We start from the raw sequence: 14,938 nt of genomic DNA, 5'->3' as shown, positions 1-14,938 counted from the left end.
CGTTCGTCCTGAGCCAGGATCAAACTCTCCATGATAGAAAAGCTTGATTGCTCATTGCTAGCTTTTAAAAAATTAACAGGTTTGTGATCTCACTCTTCAGTTTTCAAGGAACAACTTCTTTTTTGTTGTCTCTCCGCTACTGTCGCGGCGACAAGAAATAATATAGCATGGACAGACTTAAATAGTCAACACCTTTTTTTGCTTTTTATCATAAAATCTATTTTCACTTCCATAATAGATATCCCTCATGAAGAAAAGGTGTAACCCCAAATGGATTACACCTAGTTTTCAGTTATACTTTTTCTAATTCTCGACTATCAGAAGATTGTTTCGGGAAAATGTGTAGTTCCCTGCACTTCTCCCAAACAGCCTGCATTGCGGGTTCTGGGTCTTGATAGAAATAACTCCCACGAATCCGGTGGAAATGCCAACCCACTCGTTCCAGTAAAGATTGACGCTCAAATTCTTGCTTCCATTGCTCCATCGAAAGTAGCTTATCTCCATCACACTCGACAGCGAGTCTCGTCTTTTCTCCTTCAATCACGATATCTAAACTCTTTCCAATCCCGATCTGGACTTTGACACTAACGTTATAACCTTTATCCACAATATACTGATAAACATCTTGCTCCAGTTGAGAAGCAAATAGCTTGTCCTCTTCAATCGCTTCGGTATTTTGACCAGAAGTGATGCTCTGGCTATATTTCAGCAAAGAGAACCGAATATCATCAGGTGATAACCCTGTCAGCTCTACAGAATGGAATAAAAAGATCTGATCTCTTGCCCGACTCGTAGCAACTGTAAACTGACGCCGATCCGCATCCGAAGTTAAAGCTTTCGGCTTCACACCAGGAAGTACACCAAGTGATAAGAAAATAATATCTCTCTCATCACCTTGGAAACGATAAGGGTCACCACAAATAATATGACGGCGCATCATTTCCAGCTCCCCTAACTCCATACGAAGACGATCTTCTATCAGTTTTGCTTGTTCTCCCCCAGCCAACGAGATAACACCAAATGTTTTATTGGCATATCGTTCATCATTGCAGCATTTTAAAATCTGCTCAACGACAGCAATTGCTTCTGGTTCATTTAGCCCCTTGGCGTTTTCCTTAGGATTGTCTACTTGAACCGGAACAGTCACAATCGATGGGGTGAGATTATCTTGTAAGCTAGGCAGTCGCAGCGGGATCATTTCATTGTCATAACTCAATTGGTTGCTAAATTGGATGATATCTGGGACACTTCTAAAATGTTCTTTTAAAATTACTTTGTTATGAATGATCCGGTTTGCTGTGTCATATAAGCTGGTTGAAATATCAAGATGGCCGGATTGAGGAATATCATACAGGTAACGTTTAATCAATTCCATATTCAACTCACGATCAAACTCCACCATATCTGGGACGATCTGACCATCATCTCCCACGATAACTGCTTTCTTCCCGCGGAGCAACGCACTTAATGCATATAGATTGCTCTGACTGCTCTCATCGACAATGACAACATCAAAACGATCATCATCTAATTTAATATTTTCGATAACACGTTGAATTGGCATGATCCAAACGGGGATAGCTCCACGACATACATTGAGTTCCTCATTTGCCTGTTTGCGGTAAAGATCCAATTGTTTATCAGAACTCGTACCAATCCGCTTTATCAATTGCAACCACGAAATCAAACTGCGTTTTTCTCTTTCTGTTGTTTTCTCCAACCGTTCTTTCCAAGTAGCATCTGCAACTAACTGACGAATGATAAAAGCTTCTCTGTCTTGATGTTTGTGCAATTCCTTTTCTAATGAATCCAAGTCATTTGTCGGTGCAAATTGGTTCAACCAATGCTTGAGTTGACTCCATTTCCAAGCTTCAGCAAAGTTAGCATAAGGATAGTTTTCTTCTTGTTCCATTTTGGAAACAAGCTGTGGTGCAAACTTACGAAGTTGTTCGTATTTCTCTTGGAAACGACTATAGACAGTTTGCAGGCTTTCGAGACGCTCTAGATCGCTATAGATTTGTTCCCAGCGATCTGTATCTGCTTCTTGCAAAGCCATAAGCAAATCATTCCAATATGGGTGAGCATACTCAGAATCTCTTCCCGTTACTAAAATATGATGCAGCTGCTTGAAGTTTTGGTTTAGTTTTTCCCACTGGAAATAGTCTTGCAGGGCTTGCAGAGCGTGAATAAAGTCTTCGTACCATTCAATACGGACATAATCCACTTGCGGTACTCCTAGTTTTTCTACGATTGGACTTAGTTGCTGTTCTACACGTGAAGGCCATGCTAACAAATATTCAATCTGCTCCAAGCACTCTGTCAATAAATGCACCAACCTTGGCGTAGTAGCTTCCACCATCGGGCCATTGATATCTTCCATCAAACGGTTCCACTTTAGTACAACGCGATTTCGCAGATCATTACGTTCGATATAGTCTTGGATAATCTCAAAATCTTCTCGTTCTTTGGCTACTTTGCCATTGATGGTACATTCTTTAAACAAATACGAGTATTGACGCCCAGTAATACGACGGAATACACGACCTGTGCGCTTCATCTGTTTCATTCTTTCCAGTACATATGCCACATCTTGCTTGATGGTTGCTGTTGATTTCCCAATTGGTAATTCCACATCAAACTCTAACAAAGCTTTATCGTAGGCACTGATCCAACTCAAACGATCACGGAATTCTTCGATCAACTCTGGCCAATCATGTTCTTCTTTTGTTTGCTGCAAAATATTCATCTGCCAAGCATCACGATAAATCTCTTGCAACTCGAGGATTGCTTCCTCTACAACCCGTGTAGCGGGCGGCAGCAAGTGGGCAACGGAGCCAGAAATATTCCATTCTTGATAAAACACTCTATTTTGTTCCACACTTTGTTCCACAACCTGCAATTCTTGCATCAATGCAGCAAAATTAATAGGGTTTGGAAGTTGGGAAAGTTCAGGACGTACACTTGTTAACGAAATGCGGTCTTCCGCTTTAAAATGAGACAAACCTTCCACCAAATCCTGTACTTCTTGTCCACTCATCGGCAGAACAACATCTGGTGAAATCGAGTCTGGTAACCAGTTATGTTCACGATTTTGATGCAACCATTTGGCAGCTGAAAGCGGCGTCCATTTCTCGCCATCGACTTCTTTTGTTTGGTTATCCATCATCGCAATCTTGCTCATCTGTTCTTCAATATCATTGATTTTATTGCGAACATTTCTCAGCTCTTGGTTAAATTCGTTGATGTTTTGCTCCAAATCAGACAATTGTTTGGTAGATAATTGTTCGGAAATGGAACGTATGGAAGTTTCCAGCTCTTTTACACTTTTTGCATCCCCACCGAGCAAACTCACGCATAAAGATCGAATCTCTTGTGGAATTTTCCCGCGTAATACATCTAAAACCCGCTCTTTTTCACTAGTCACAAGTACCCGCTTCCCTTGAGCGAGCAAATGACAGATCAAGTTAGCGATCGTATGGCTTTTTCCTGTTCCAGGCGGGCCTTGAACGACAACACCATCTTCGTGGTTGAGCTTCTCCACGATATCTTTTTGCTGTTGATTAGCAGGCAGTGGGAAAAGTAAATGCTCACTTAATATATGATCTTCTTCTTGTTCTCTTTCAAACGTAAATAAATCTTCGTCTTCCAACCAAACTAAGCGAGACAGCACGCGGGAAATGGGGTATCCTTCCTGCAAACGATCGAGGACATCGCGAAGCTCCTGATCCCACGCTAGTGCCCCTTTACGACGAATGAAAACAGCTGGACTATAGGTGACAAATGGCCGTTCTGTCGCCTTATTAACAGGACCAATCTCCGAAGAATATCGACCATCCGGGCTGATCACATGCACTACCCGCTGGAGCACAGGAGATATCTCATCTTCTTGTCGCGGGGAGTACAGTCCGCCCTGCTCTTGTACCAACTCATGAATTTGATTGGTATGGGTAAAGGAAGTAGATGTGAGCATATCTGTCTCCATATAACTTCCTTTGGAAGTAGACGCGAGACGAAACTCCCCTTTTTCCGGATAAAAATGCAGCTCCAATGGGGTGACGATCAAGTGGCGGGAAATACGCACATCACCAATTTCCCAGTTGAGCAAGCCGTGTCCCCAAACGATTTCTATGCTGTCTCCCTCTGCTTGCAGACGATTATAAAGAGAAAACAACTCATCATAAACACGTTTCACTTTATACTTGGAGGCAACTTCCCCAGCCCAAGGTTTCCACTCATCGTTTAGCCAATTCTCCAGAAGTTCTACGCGCTCTGTATCTTTTTCGAACTCTTTTTTTCCTTTGCTCGCAATCGGTTTTGGCTTCTTATCTGGCTGCTTCCAATCGCTGATCCAACCGAGCAATTTTGATGGCGGTGTAGGAGCTTCGCTCAGATGTGGTCGCTCAACGCTCATCCAAACCTCATCATTACTATAAATATCATAAATATCTACTCCGCTCATACCCATCAGATCAGACTGCCACCAAACAGTTTCGTATTCCTCGACGGTTCGGACAATTTTCTCTTGCAGACTTTTCGTCTCTTTCAGATATTGGAAAAGACGAATCACTCGTTCTCTAATTGGGTCCATCTGTGTTCTCACCTACTTTTCTATAATCCATCAACTAAACTATGTATGTGGTAAATCTATCATAACAAAAATCATTAGGTGAAAAAATGGAGTTTCTCCATCAGATCGGCAAACAAATGGAAAAGTTATACTCTTTTGTTATAGCAGAAAACAAAATAATATCGTTGATTCATTCATAAATCAGGTATCCCTTGTCCGAAATTATAATAATTGTTATAATTTTAATATCAGCAACCGAAGAAGCCCGAAGGGATACCTAAACCCATGCAGAACCTGAGCGAGCGCGACAAGACGGTGTTCGGACTGACCGACGACATGATCGCCCAGATCAAGGACGTGGCCCGGAAGTCCGGCGCCACCATCGACCCGGAGCAGTTCGACCTCACGGTCGAGGACCAGATCCGGTCCGCGCGCCGGAACAGGCGGCCCGTCGAGGAGCTCCTCACGGCGGAGTACTGGACGCGGGCGTTCCCGTCGCCTTCGGCCTGAGCGCTGAGGCAGCTCCCGTTGTCTCGCCGTCCGGACATCCTCATGATGCCCGGACGGACCTGAATATCCAAGACTTTATATAAATAACGAAAACCGTAACCCATATCAGGTTACGGTTTTCTCTTATAGTATGGTGGAGGCGAGCGGAGTCGAACCGCTGTCCGAAGACACCACCCCACGAGGCACTCCGAGCGCAGTCGCTGTATTAGAGTCTCATCTGACAAGCTGCCCAGCGACAGGCGACTTATCAGACCAGCCACTACAGTTCGCTAAATCGATCGTGGCCTATCGATCAGCTAGCCTACTAAAGTTTGAGACCCAGCAGCTCCACATAGGCGATGGAGAAGTGGATCCTAACTGCACTATTAGGCAGCTAGAGCAAGATTTTCGTTTTTGCCAGTTATTATTGGCTTCCGCGTATTTAACGAGATACGCAGCCCCTCGGCTCGCTCCTCGTGGGACAATCATCCCCGTCGAATCCCAAAAACGCCCCCATATCAAAAAGAGCAATAACGACTTTTGATTATAACACCTTTACTCTTTTTTGTATAGGCTTAGCGGTTTTGTTCTTTTAACTTTCGTTCGATCATGCGATCGGCATCCCGTTTTGCCGCAGATGCACGTTTATCGTACAATTTTTTTCCTTTGCCAAGAGCCAGTTGCAGCTTGGCAAATCCATCCCGCAGATGGAGATCAAGGGGAATCAACGTAAGTCCCTTAACCTTGATCTGTCCGATCAATTTATTGATCTCTTTCTTATGCATCAGCAGCTTTCGGGTGCGGGTAGGATCGACATTATATCGATTTCCTTGTTCAAATGGACTGATATGCATGCCAACAACAAAGAGTTCCCCTTTAGTCACTCTTGCATAAGCATCTTGCAGGTTTACTCTTCCTTTTCGGATCGATTTGATCTCGGTTCCAGTAAGAACAATCCCTGCTTCATAAGTCTCCTCTATATGGTAGTCATGTGTAGCTTTTTTATTCCGAGCTACCACTTTTGTTCCTTTCGTGCCCATCGAAATCACCTCTGAGAGGTCATTATAGCATGAGTTTAAGCTGACGGATATAAAATTGGGACCCTGCTCCCCTACCACTAGGATAGGGGAGCAGGGCCGAGGAGCAGAGGTCAGTCGTTCCAGGGGCCGCGGCCTCCGTTGTTTCCACGGTTGCCCGCGGTCCTGTCGCCCTCGTTGTCGTCATCCGGATTGATTTGGATTCCCAACATCAGAAAAGATGCTCCTATTCTAGACGGACCATCCGTCTATATTTATTATATGCCCTTGTCATTCTAAATGAAAAGGGATGTACTTCTCATTTTTTCAAAATTACTTTTTTGCTTCTCTCTCCTACTCTGCTAAACTATAGTTAGTTATTCCAACCAAAAAGGAGATTACATAACATGAGCATATATGATATCAGCGTTACCACCGCCACAGGCGATGAGAAATCACTCGCCGACTACCGCGGAAAAGTATTATTAATCGTAAACGTTGCGAGCAAATGCGGATTTACACCTCAGTATAAAGGCTTACAAGAGCTATATGAGAAATACAAAGATCAAGGATTAGAAATCCTCGGTTTCCCTTGTAATCAATTTCTTGGACAAGAACCCGGAACAAACGAAGAAATCCAAGACTTTTGCCAAGTGAACTACGGTGTCTCCTTCCCCGTATTTGCTAAGATAGATGTCAATGGAGCAAGTGCTCATCCTCTATACAAACACCTCACCAAGGAGGCTTCTGGAATCCTTGGCGGAGCGATCAAATGGAACTTTACAAAATTTCTCGTCGATCGGGATGGTAAAGTAGCAAAACGCTTCGCCCCAAATACGGAACCAGAAAAAATGACCGATAAAATCAAAGAGCTTTTGTAGGAATAATCGACAAGAACACCTACCTGAATCTATACGAGGATGGAGGTGTTTTTATATAATAAAAAACTAAAAGGGTGTCTTGATGAATTTATTTATTATCGACTTAGAAGCTACTTGCCATCAAAAAAATCCCCCACGAAACTTTTTCAGTGAAATAATCGAAATTGGCGGGGTTATTTTCGATACTCAAACACATAGCATCGTGAAAGAATACCAGCAATTTGTTCAACCTGTTTTGTTTCCAATTCTCAGTGAATTTTGCACAGAGCTAACTTCGATTAGTCAAGAACAAGTAGATCAAGGAATATCCTTTGTAGATGCTATCCCTAATTTAAAAAAGCTATCTAGTAAATATCAGACAATTTTTTGTTCTTGGGGTCATTACGATCGAAAACAATTGAAACAACAGTGTCAGCGGTTTCATGTAGACTATCCTTTTTCCACCAAACATATCAATCTCAAAGAAGCCCATAGTGATTTTTATCAAGTGAGGAAAATGGGGATGAAAGGTGCCATGTACCACCTTAAATTGGAACTAGAAGGAACGCACCATCGAGGAATGGATGATGCACGGAACATCTCTAAAATTGTGAAACAGATGTTGACAGATGGTTGGAGCTGGGAAGATTCTATTCAGCAATATTTGGCTTAATCTCATTTCACACTCGTTATTATCCCACTCAGAAAATCGATCAAGGAAAATTTGCACCTCTATCCTTTCAAGAAAAAGACATAAGTTGTCCCGACCGCCCATACGATGAAAATAGGACAAACGGATGGAGGTCAATTTTAAAATGAACTTTTTCTGGATACTATCAGCCAAACAGTTAAAAAAAGTCGGCTTACTAGCTCTTGGAATGGTTTTTGCAGCGGGTATCGTCTATGCCGAGCGACAAAATGTTGATGTATTTCTCCCATTAGACAATAATGGACCTTCTGCGATTTATAGTGTGAAAACCGATAAAAAAGTAGTAGCACTCACCTTTGATATCAGTTGGGGGGAAGAGCGAACCGGCCCGATTCTTGATGTACTTGAGCAAAAAGGGATAAAAAAAGCTACCTTCTTCCTCTCTTCTCCTTGGTCAGAAGGTCACCCTGATATCGTAAAACGAATCGTCGATGCCAAGTGGGAGATCGGCAGTCATGGTCATAAACATGAAAACTACAGCACTTTATCCGACGAACAGATTAGAACCCAGATCACCAAAGCAGACAGCATTTTAAAAAAGGTAACAGGTCTCAAACAGCTCAATCTTATACGATATCCAAATGGCGATTTTGACAAACGGGTACTAAAAATTGCCGATGAACTGGGCTATAAATCGATTCAATGGGATACCGATTCACGCGATTGGATGAATCCTGGTGTCGATCAGATTGTAAAACGTGTTGTAACCAAAGCACACCCAGGAGATATTATTTTGCTCCATGCCAGTGACTCCTGCCGCCAAACAAAAGATGCCCTTCCTCAGATCATCGACCAACTTCGAGCAAAAGGCTATGAGTTTGTGACAGTATCCGAGTTACTAGCAGGGTCAGATGTTAAGCAAAAATCAGTAAACTAAACTTCCAGCCAAAAAAGATGCTAACTACAAAGTCAGCATCTCTTTTTTATACCCCAAAACCGTCTACTTCGAGCAATTGCCCAGTTAACTTTAACAAATATATTGCTACTTCCGGATTTCTACGGCCTAATCCACATGAACATGCGATATCGACAGTATGACTGCGAACGGATTCGATATGTTTTAAAATTTTCTTAGACTCTTCAAAATTCCGCTTTTCATGAATAAAACCAGCCACAAATCTTATATTTTCTGGCAGATGAACATACTTCAAAGGCTTGTAATACTCCAATTCTAAGGAAGGAGGAACTTCCCCTTCTGCTAAAGGGAAATGAACATACTCAAGTCGATAGATCTCCGGCCATTTTTCGATTAATTTATTTGCAAAGTGAACCATTTTATCTAATGTTTTCGCATGGGTCAGTGCTTTATTATTTAGGTCTCCCCAACAAAAATGCAGACCAATAGTTGTTGTTGTATCTAACTTTTCAACCAGTGAAAGTAAACTATTTACAGCGATCCCATTCATCATTTTTGGAAGTTGCTGTGCCAGCGCTATTTCAGCAGGCGCTTCAATCTGAATAATGACGTCATCTTCTGCGATACGGATCATTTCATTTACTTCATATGCCAATTGTCGGTTGAATGCCTCTTGATAACGGAACGCTTGAAGAGGCCGCAGCATAATCAAACTAAGCGCAAGACCCGTTGGGATCCCCACTTGAAACTTTAATCCAGACAAACCATATTCTGTCCGCAACTGCTGGAATATCGGATAACTCTGCTTAAAGTAATCCAAGTATCCAAAATTTAAATACTGGTCTATATCTGCTGCCGAATGTTTAGGCTGTAATTTCACGGCATCTTGATATGATAAGGGAAACCCATTAGAACCGCGCTCTGCCTCTTTTAGTGTGTCCCAGTGTTCTTTATCTTTCAGACAACTATCAATAACGGAATTAATCCAAGCAGACCGATTTCCATTTGGATATTCTTCTGATTTCTCTCCAATCTCCCCATCCGGCAAGGAAATAAGCGAGTCACCTAGAATTTGAATTGCTTTGGTCATCGCATCCCTCTCGTCTAAAAAAGGCATGCTTCCAATCAGCAATGTGTTTCTTCTCGTCATATAATTCCCCTCTTCGGAGGTTTTGTCGGCTACATTCCGATTATATAAGCAAAATAAAAGAAGAGGCCGCTATGAATCGGACCTCTTTCTAACAGTTTCGTTATTTTTTTGTGAACGAGTGACCAGCCAAGAAAGCTGTAAAATCTGATAGCTGTTACAAACGAGTAAAATCAATACAGTAAAAACGACAAATGGCAACGGGACTTCCCCAGCTTTGGAATTGATCGAAGGGATCGCTTCCAATGTTGTTGCCGCCACCATAAAAAATAACGTCGGGACAAATGCCCCGGCAACACTTTTTGCTGACTTCCACCAAGCAACTGCTAGAGAAACAAGCAAAATCACAAGCGGTACAACCAAATGAGCTGTCAGAGATGACCCTGCAAATTTACTTGTATTTAAATAAATCAAATTAAACAGCAGGATGAGGATTAAAAAAATTTGAATCGACGAAAAGAGCTTTGGATTGCGCAAAAAGCCTTTTGCTAACCAATTGAAGACCAAATAAGAGAAAAATCCGAGTTCGGCAACCGCCGCAAATGTTAATCCTGTCAATAGTATCTGAGTAAACTCTCCCAGATTCGTTCCTGTCACTGCACGGATTCCATAAACCAATACAATGGACAGCACAGCTCCGACGATCAGGGTAGAAACAATCCAAAAGAACAATTTTTTTAATGTCATATGTATGAGCACTGCTACTAAAAACATAGAAAAACATCCTATGTCCAGATTTTTCCTGTTTCAACCAGTCCTATCTCGCCAAAAGCTCGCTACTATAGTTTGTATAACTGTCCACAGGCGTAAATTCCCGATTAGCCATCGGTACACATATACGTACTCGTTAGGTGAGTATCGCATATTCGCGCGCTTGCGCCAAATTTATCGCTGCGTTGATATCCCGATCGCCTTTATAGCCACAGTGGTCGCAGTGAAAAGTCCGTTCCGACAGCGAAAGTTTGATTTTTTTCCTACCACAACACGAACACAGCTTGCTGAAAGGATAGAACAATCCGACTTCTCTTAGTTCGATCTTCCATTTTACACATGCTTGTTGGAGTTGTTGTTGGAAGTCATAAAATCCTTGAGCAGCAATCGCTTTTGCTAAATGACGGTTTTTCATCATGCCACGCACATGTAACTGTTCGATGGTGATGTAAGCTGGCTTGGTTTTCACCAGTTGACTCACCACCCACGCACGGTATGCTTTGCGTTTATTGGCTAGGCGCTGATGCAGTTTTTGCACGCGTAGGATGTTTTTTCTGATGTTGCTTCCCCTTTCAGTAGCAGATTTTTCACCTCGTTTCTTTGCTTCGTATTTACGAGATAACGCGCGCTGTGCGCGTTTTAAACGTTTCTCGTCTTGTTTGACGGTGGAAGTCTTGTTGATGTTACGAAATGACTCCCCTTTGCTGGTGAAGGCGAAGCCTTTAATGCCAAGATCAACACCAAGACCCGACCCATGTAGATCAGTAGTAGCAGGCGTACTCCCTACTTCCACTAGCACGGAGATGTAATACCGATCTGCTTTTTGTGTCAGGGTGCAGCTAATTACTTTCTCATCCGTTGGGATATAACCATATTCTTTGAGCCGTATCCAACCGATGGTTGGAACCTTGATCCGATGGCGTTCGACGAGTAAGTCTCCTTTGTTATTTTTGGGAAAATATGCACCAGTATCCTGGCGTTGTTTCTTCTTGAAACGCGGCCTTTTAGATAGCCCTTGAAAAAAACGCTGGAACGCTGTCTGTGCATTCATAATTGCCTTTTTTCTTGCTTTACTACCACAAGTATGCTTGATCCAAGGTTGTTCTTCCCCGAGTTCGTGATTCACATATTTGTCGAAATCATAACCGCTCATGAACGACTGACCGGTTCGATGACGATCAACATTCAGTGCCAAAAAGCGATTGTATAGAAAGCGACAAACACCAATCGTTTGGGCGATTTTCGTGCATTGTTCGGGAGTCGGTTTGAGTTCGGTTTTAAATGCGAGAAACATGTTCCTCCTCCTTTCTGTCTTCCTTATTCGACAGAAAAAGACGAACTCCTGTTTGCGAAAAGAATTTTCGTACGTATATCTTTTCACTTGTTTTCTATTTTTCTACAAAAGCGTGTACTGTTTCGTCACTCCCTTGCTTCGTCTAAGATTGTAGCACATTCCCCCTTCTCTTTCACATGTCACCCTATTCCAAAAAAATTTTCACTTTAGAGAAAAAAAGGAATTCTCTTGGAAAATCCTTCTTGGTAGAATGAGGATAAGCGAAATCTACCCCGGAAGGGAACACAGTAGTGGATTACATGGAATCGATCCGGGAGATGGGTAGCAACCCTCTTCAAGTGATCTTCCTGGTGCTCGTCGCTCTCCTCGCCTTCATCGCTGCATGGTTCATCGACAAGAAGAGGACCTTCCTGAAGGGAGAGGACAAGGGCTACGACGAGGGCTACGAGGACGGATGTAAGTCCATCCCCCAGAACAGCGACGAGCAGTTGGCACTCGCTCGGGAGAACTTGAGGAAGCTGTGTCACAACAAGACCAGCGGCTCGACCCTCCATAACCTGCTCATCGGCTGCAATGAGCTGCTCATGCACATCCAGGAGGAGCTCCGGTTCCAGAAAGAACAGAAGAACAAGACCGTGAGGAGCTCCATTCTGACGGGGCGCAACTTCCCGCTGATGGGAACTCTCAGGCTGTTGCACGACACCGGAAAGAAACTTCACGCTGAGGAGCAAGAACGGATTCGGGAAGAAAGGGCGGTTCCGGACCCCTCCCGACACCGGGGCAACATGCAAGGCCGGTACATCAACACTGCTCTGCTTCCGGATCCTGCAACTCAGGATATTCGCGTCGCCGGCGGCTATCCCGTTCAGCGTCCGGCTCCTGTAACGCAGGCTGATCGGATGCATGGCGGTTACCCCGCTCAGCGTCCGGCTCCCGCAACTCAGGATGGTCGGGTCTCTGGCGGTTACCCCGCCCAGCGTCCGGCTCCCGCAACTCAGGATGGTCGGGTCTCTGGCGGTTACCCCGCCCAGCGTCCGGCTCCTGCAACGCAGACTGATCGGATGCATGGCGGCTACCCCGCTCAGTGTCCGGCTCCCGCAACTCAGGATGGTCGGGTCTCTGGCGGCTATCCCGCTCAGCGTCCGGCTCCCACAACGCGGGATCTTCACGTCGTTGGTGGACACACCACTCAGCTTCCGACTTCTGTGACTCAGGCTTCCAGCGATACTGAGAACCCGTGGTTCGCATGGCAGTGGAGGGGAAACCCGTCCGAATGATCACCTACCACCGTTCCCTCCCCCAGTAGATTCCGTCCGGTGGCGGAGACAGGATGCAACACCCTGTCCCCGCCGCCCCGAGCATATAATGATATACTCATAGATCATAGATCAAAGCAAAAGACATGCTTTGGTCTTTTTTATTCCTCCAAAAAGAAACTATTGGAAATTACCCATATTTCCGCATAACCAAAGCTTTTTCATCTCATATTAAGCAGTAAACAGTGTTGTCGGAGGAATTATCATGTATCGAAAATATATAACTTGGCTCCTGTTGTTCGTAATAGGTCTTACAGCTTGCAGCCAGAAATCACAACAATCCCAACAAGAAATTCAATATCCGCAAATGAAACAAATGATGCTCGATATTCTTCATTCCAAAGAAGGGGAAAAAGTATTTCAAGATGTACTCAGTACGCCAGAAGTGAAACAGCAGATGTTGATGGATGATCAAAAGATAGAAGCGATGATGCAAAAATCATTTGCTGATCCTAAAATGCAAAAAAAATTAGAAACGATGATGGCAAAACCTGAGGTAGCTGAAAGCTTTTCCAAAGCGACAGAAAAACAACAGCAGCAAATGATGAAAGCTCTGATGAAAGATCCGGAATACCAAAAATCGATGATGGACATCATGAAAGACCCAGAATTTGAAAAACAGCTACTTCAGTTAACAAAAAGCAGCGAATACCGAAAAGAAGTGATGAAAGTGATCGCTGAGTCCCTGCAAATCCCCACTATCAAAGATAAACTGATGAAACTCTCACAAGAACAGCAAAAAGAAGGGGGGCAGAAAAAAGAAGGAGAGAAAGGTGGAGAAGAAGGGGAAGGAGAAGAAGGGGGAGGACAAGGTGGAGAACAAGGGCAGAGTGCTTTTGCACCAATAAACAAAAAGAAGAACCGAGATTAATCGGTTCTCCTTTTGTTTACGCTTTGGCAATTACTTTTTCGGCAAGTTGCTGATATATTTTCCCTGTGGGATGCTTTTCATCATAAATAGATGGAGAGAACAATGGATCATTAGGATCAAGTGTATCTGGAGCACGGAGCGGGATTTGTGCCAGCAGTTCGACATCAAGCTCTTCTGCCAGTTTTTGCCCCCCGCCGCGTCCAAACACATAATCTTGCTCGCCATCTCTTGTTTCATACCATGACATATTTTCTACAACTCCGAGCAATTCGTGCTTGGTTGTATGCAGTGCCATTGCTCCTGCTCTTGCAGCGACAAAAGCAGCCGTTGCATGAGGAGTGGTCACTATGATTTCTTTGCTTTGAGGGATGATTTGATGAACATCTAAAGCAACATCTCCTGTTCCCGGAGGCAGGTCGAGCAGCAAATAATCAAGCTCTCCCCAATGAACTTCATGAAAAAAGTTGCGCAGCATTTTACCGAGGATCGGCCCGCGCCAGACTACTGGTGCATTGTCATCAACAAAAAAGCCCATCGACATGACTTTTACTCCAAAACGCTCTACAGGTAAAATGGTTTCATCGATGACAACCGGTCTTTGTTCAATACCCATCATATCGGGAACACTAAATCCATAAATATCTGCATCGATGATTCCGACTTTTTTGCCAAGTCGAGCCAAAGATACCGCGAGATTTACGGTGACAGTTGATTTCCCTACTCCGCCTTTTCCACTTGCAACTGCAATAAACTTTGTTTTAGAAGTTGGAGATAGTAAGTCTGAAGTACCTGTTTGTTGCTGAGGAGTTCGTAGCTTTTGCGAAAGAGCTGCTCGTTCTTCGTCTGTCATCGAACCGAATGTCACATGAACTTTTTCAGCTCCCAAAGCTTTGATCGCATCTTCTACATCTTCCCCGATCTTCACCTTCAAAGGACATCCTTGGATGGTTAAGATCACATCGAGGGAAACGGTAGTACCCTCGATTTGGATATTGCGAATCATATTTAACTCAACGAGGCTTCGATCGATTTCTGGGTCTTTTACCCCTTTTAAAGCCTCTAATACTTGCTCTGCCGTTATCATGGAAGTGGACACCTCGTT

12 protein-coding genes and 1 other RNA gene are annotated in these 14,938 nt (G+C 43.6%); 6 read left to right on the top strand and 7 right to left on the bottom strand.

The genetic code is table 11. From position 1 onward, the window contains the following. Positions 1-292 precede the first annotated feature (292 nt). Entirely contained in the window at positions 293-4,588 is a 4,296-nt protein-coding gene (locus MK805_RS13860; protein ID WP_240876472.1) for an AAA domain-containing protein, read from the bottom strand. Between the two features lie 264 nt (positions 4,589-4,852). Between MK805_RS13860 and MK805_RS13855 the strand changes: the two genes are divergently transcribed. Beyond that, positions 4,853-5,077 carry a hypothetical protein gene (locus MK805_RS13855; RefSeq protein ID WP_240876471.1) on the top strand — a complete coding sequence of 75 codons (225 nt, stop codon included), beginning with the start codon at positions 4,853-4,855 and terminating at the stop codon, positions 5,075-5,077. A gap of 131 nt (positions 5,078-5,208) precedes the next feature. Here MK805_RS13855 and ssrA read toward each other — a convergent pair. Continuing rightward, positions 5,209-5,571: a transfer-messenger RNA gene (gene ssrA / locus MK805_RS13850) on the bottom strand. 60 nt (positions 5,572-5,631) lie between these two features. Next, positions 5,632-6,096: an SsrA-binding protein SmpB gene (gene smpB, locus MK805_RS13845; protein ID WP_240876470.1), complete on the bottom strand. Its 465-nt coding sequence runs from the start codon at positions 6,094-6,096 to the stop codon at positions 5,632-5,634. Between the two features lie 383 nt (positions 6,097-6,479). Between smpB and MK805_RS13840 the strand changes: the two genes are divergently transcribed. The 3 genes from MK805_RS13840 to pdaB all read left to right on the top strand — a co-directional run bounded on the left by MK805_RS13840 (position 6,480) and on the right by pdaB (position 8,518). After that, positions 6,480-6,953 carry a glutathione peroxidase gene (locus MK805_RS13840; RefSeq protein ID WP_240876469.1) on the top strand — a complete coding sequence of 158 codons (474 nt, stop codon included), beginning with the start codon at positions 6,480-6,482 and terminating at the stop codon, positions 6,951-6,953. A gap of 82 nt (positions 6,954-7,035) precedes the next feature. Beyond that, positions 7,036-7,605 (top strand): 3'-5' exonuclease, encoded by a 570-nt coding sequence (locus tag MK805_RS13835; RefSeq protein ID WP_240876468.1) that lies wholly within the window; start codon positions 7,036-7,038, stop codon positions 7,603-7,605. A 142-nt stretch (positions 7,606-7,747) separates the two neighbouring features. Then, the gene (gene pdaB, locus MK805_RS13830) at positions 7,748-8,518 is read left to right on the top strand and encodes a polysaccharide deacetylase family sporulation protein PdaB (RefSeq protein ID WP_240876467.1); all 771 of its coding nucleotides are present in this window, start codon (positions 7,748-7,750) and stop codon (positions 8,516-8,518) included. A gap of 46 nt (positions 8,519-8,564) precedes the next feature. On the opposite strand, the gene MK805_RS13825 is transcribed toward pdaB, so the two are convergent. The 3 genes from MK805_RS13825 to MK805_RS13815 form a co-directional block, all read right to left on the bottom strand. Beyond that, positions 8,565-9,647 (bottom strand): polysaccharide deacetylase family protein, encoded by a 1,083-nt coding sequence (locus MK805_RS13825; RefSeq protein WP_240876466.1) that lies wholly within the window; start codon positions 9,645-9,647, stop codon positions 8,565-8,567. 69 nt (positions 9,648-9,716) lie between these two features. Further along, positions 9,717-10,358, bottom strand: a complete 642-nt coding sequence (locus tag MK805_RS13820) for a KinB-signaling pathway activation protein (protein WP_240876465.1) — start codon at positions 10,356-10,358, stop codon at positions 9,717-9,719. A gap of 133 nt (positions 10,359-10,491) precedes the next feature. After that, complete coding sequence (locus MK805_RS13815; RefSeq protein ID WP_240876464.1) at positions 10,492-11,649, bottom strand: RNA-guided endonuclease InsQ/TnpB family protein; 1,158 nt, start codon at positions 11,647-11,649, stop codon at positions 10,492-10,494. A gap of 290 nt (positions 11,650-11,939) precedes the next feature. On the opposite strand from MK805_RS13815, the gene MK805_RS13810 reads away from it, so the two are divergent. Both MK805_RS13810 and gerD read left to right on the top strand, forming a co-directional pair. Then, the gene (locus MK805_RS13810; protein WP_240876463.1) at positions 11,940-12,926 is read left to right on the top strand and encodes a hypothetical protein; all 987 of its coding nucleotides are present in this window, start codon (positions 11,940-11,942) and stop codon (positions 12,924-12,926) included. A 244-nt stretch (positions 12,927-13,170) separates the two neighbouring features. Then, entirely contained in the window at positions 13,171-13,836 is a 666-nt protein-coding gene (gene gerD, locus MK805_RS13805; protein WP_240876462.1) for a spore germination lipoprotein GerD, read from the top strand. Positions 13,837-13,852: 16 nt separating this feature from the next. Here the strand turns inward: gerD and MK805_RS13800 are convergent, their stop codons facing one another. Further along, positions 13,853-14,920 carry a P-loop NTPase gene (locus MK805_RS13800; protein ID WP_240876461.1) on the bottom strand — a complete coding sequence of 356 codons (1,068 nt, stop codon included), beginning with the start codon at positions 14,918-14,920 and terminating at the stop codon, positions 13,853-13,855. Positions 14,921-14,938: the final 18 nt, after the last annotated feature.

The organism is Shimazuella soli (assembly GCF_022511585.1).
Classification (GTDB): Bacteria; Bacillota; Bacilli; order Thermoactinomycetales; family Thermoactinomycetaceae; genus Shimazuella; species Shimazuella soli.
Note: the sequence above shows the minus strand (reverse complement) of the source record. Positions and strands in the feature narration are given on the sequence as shown.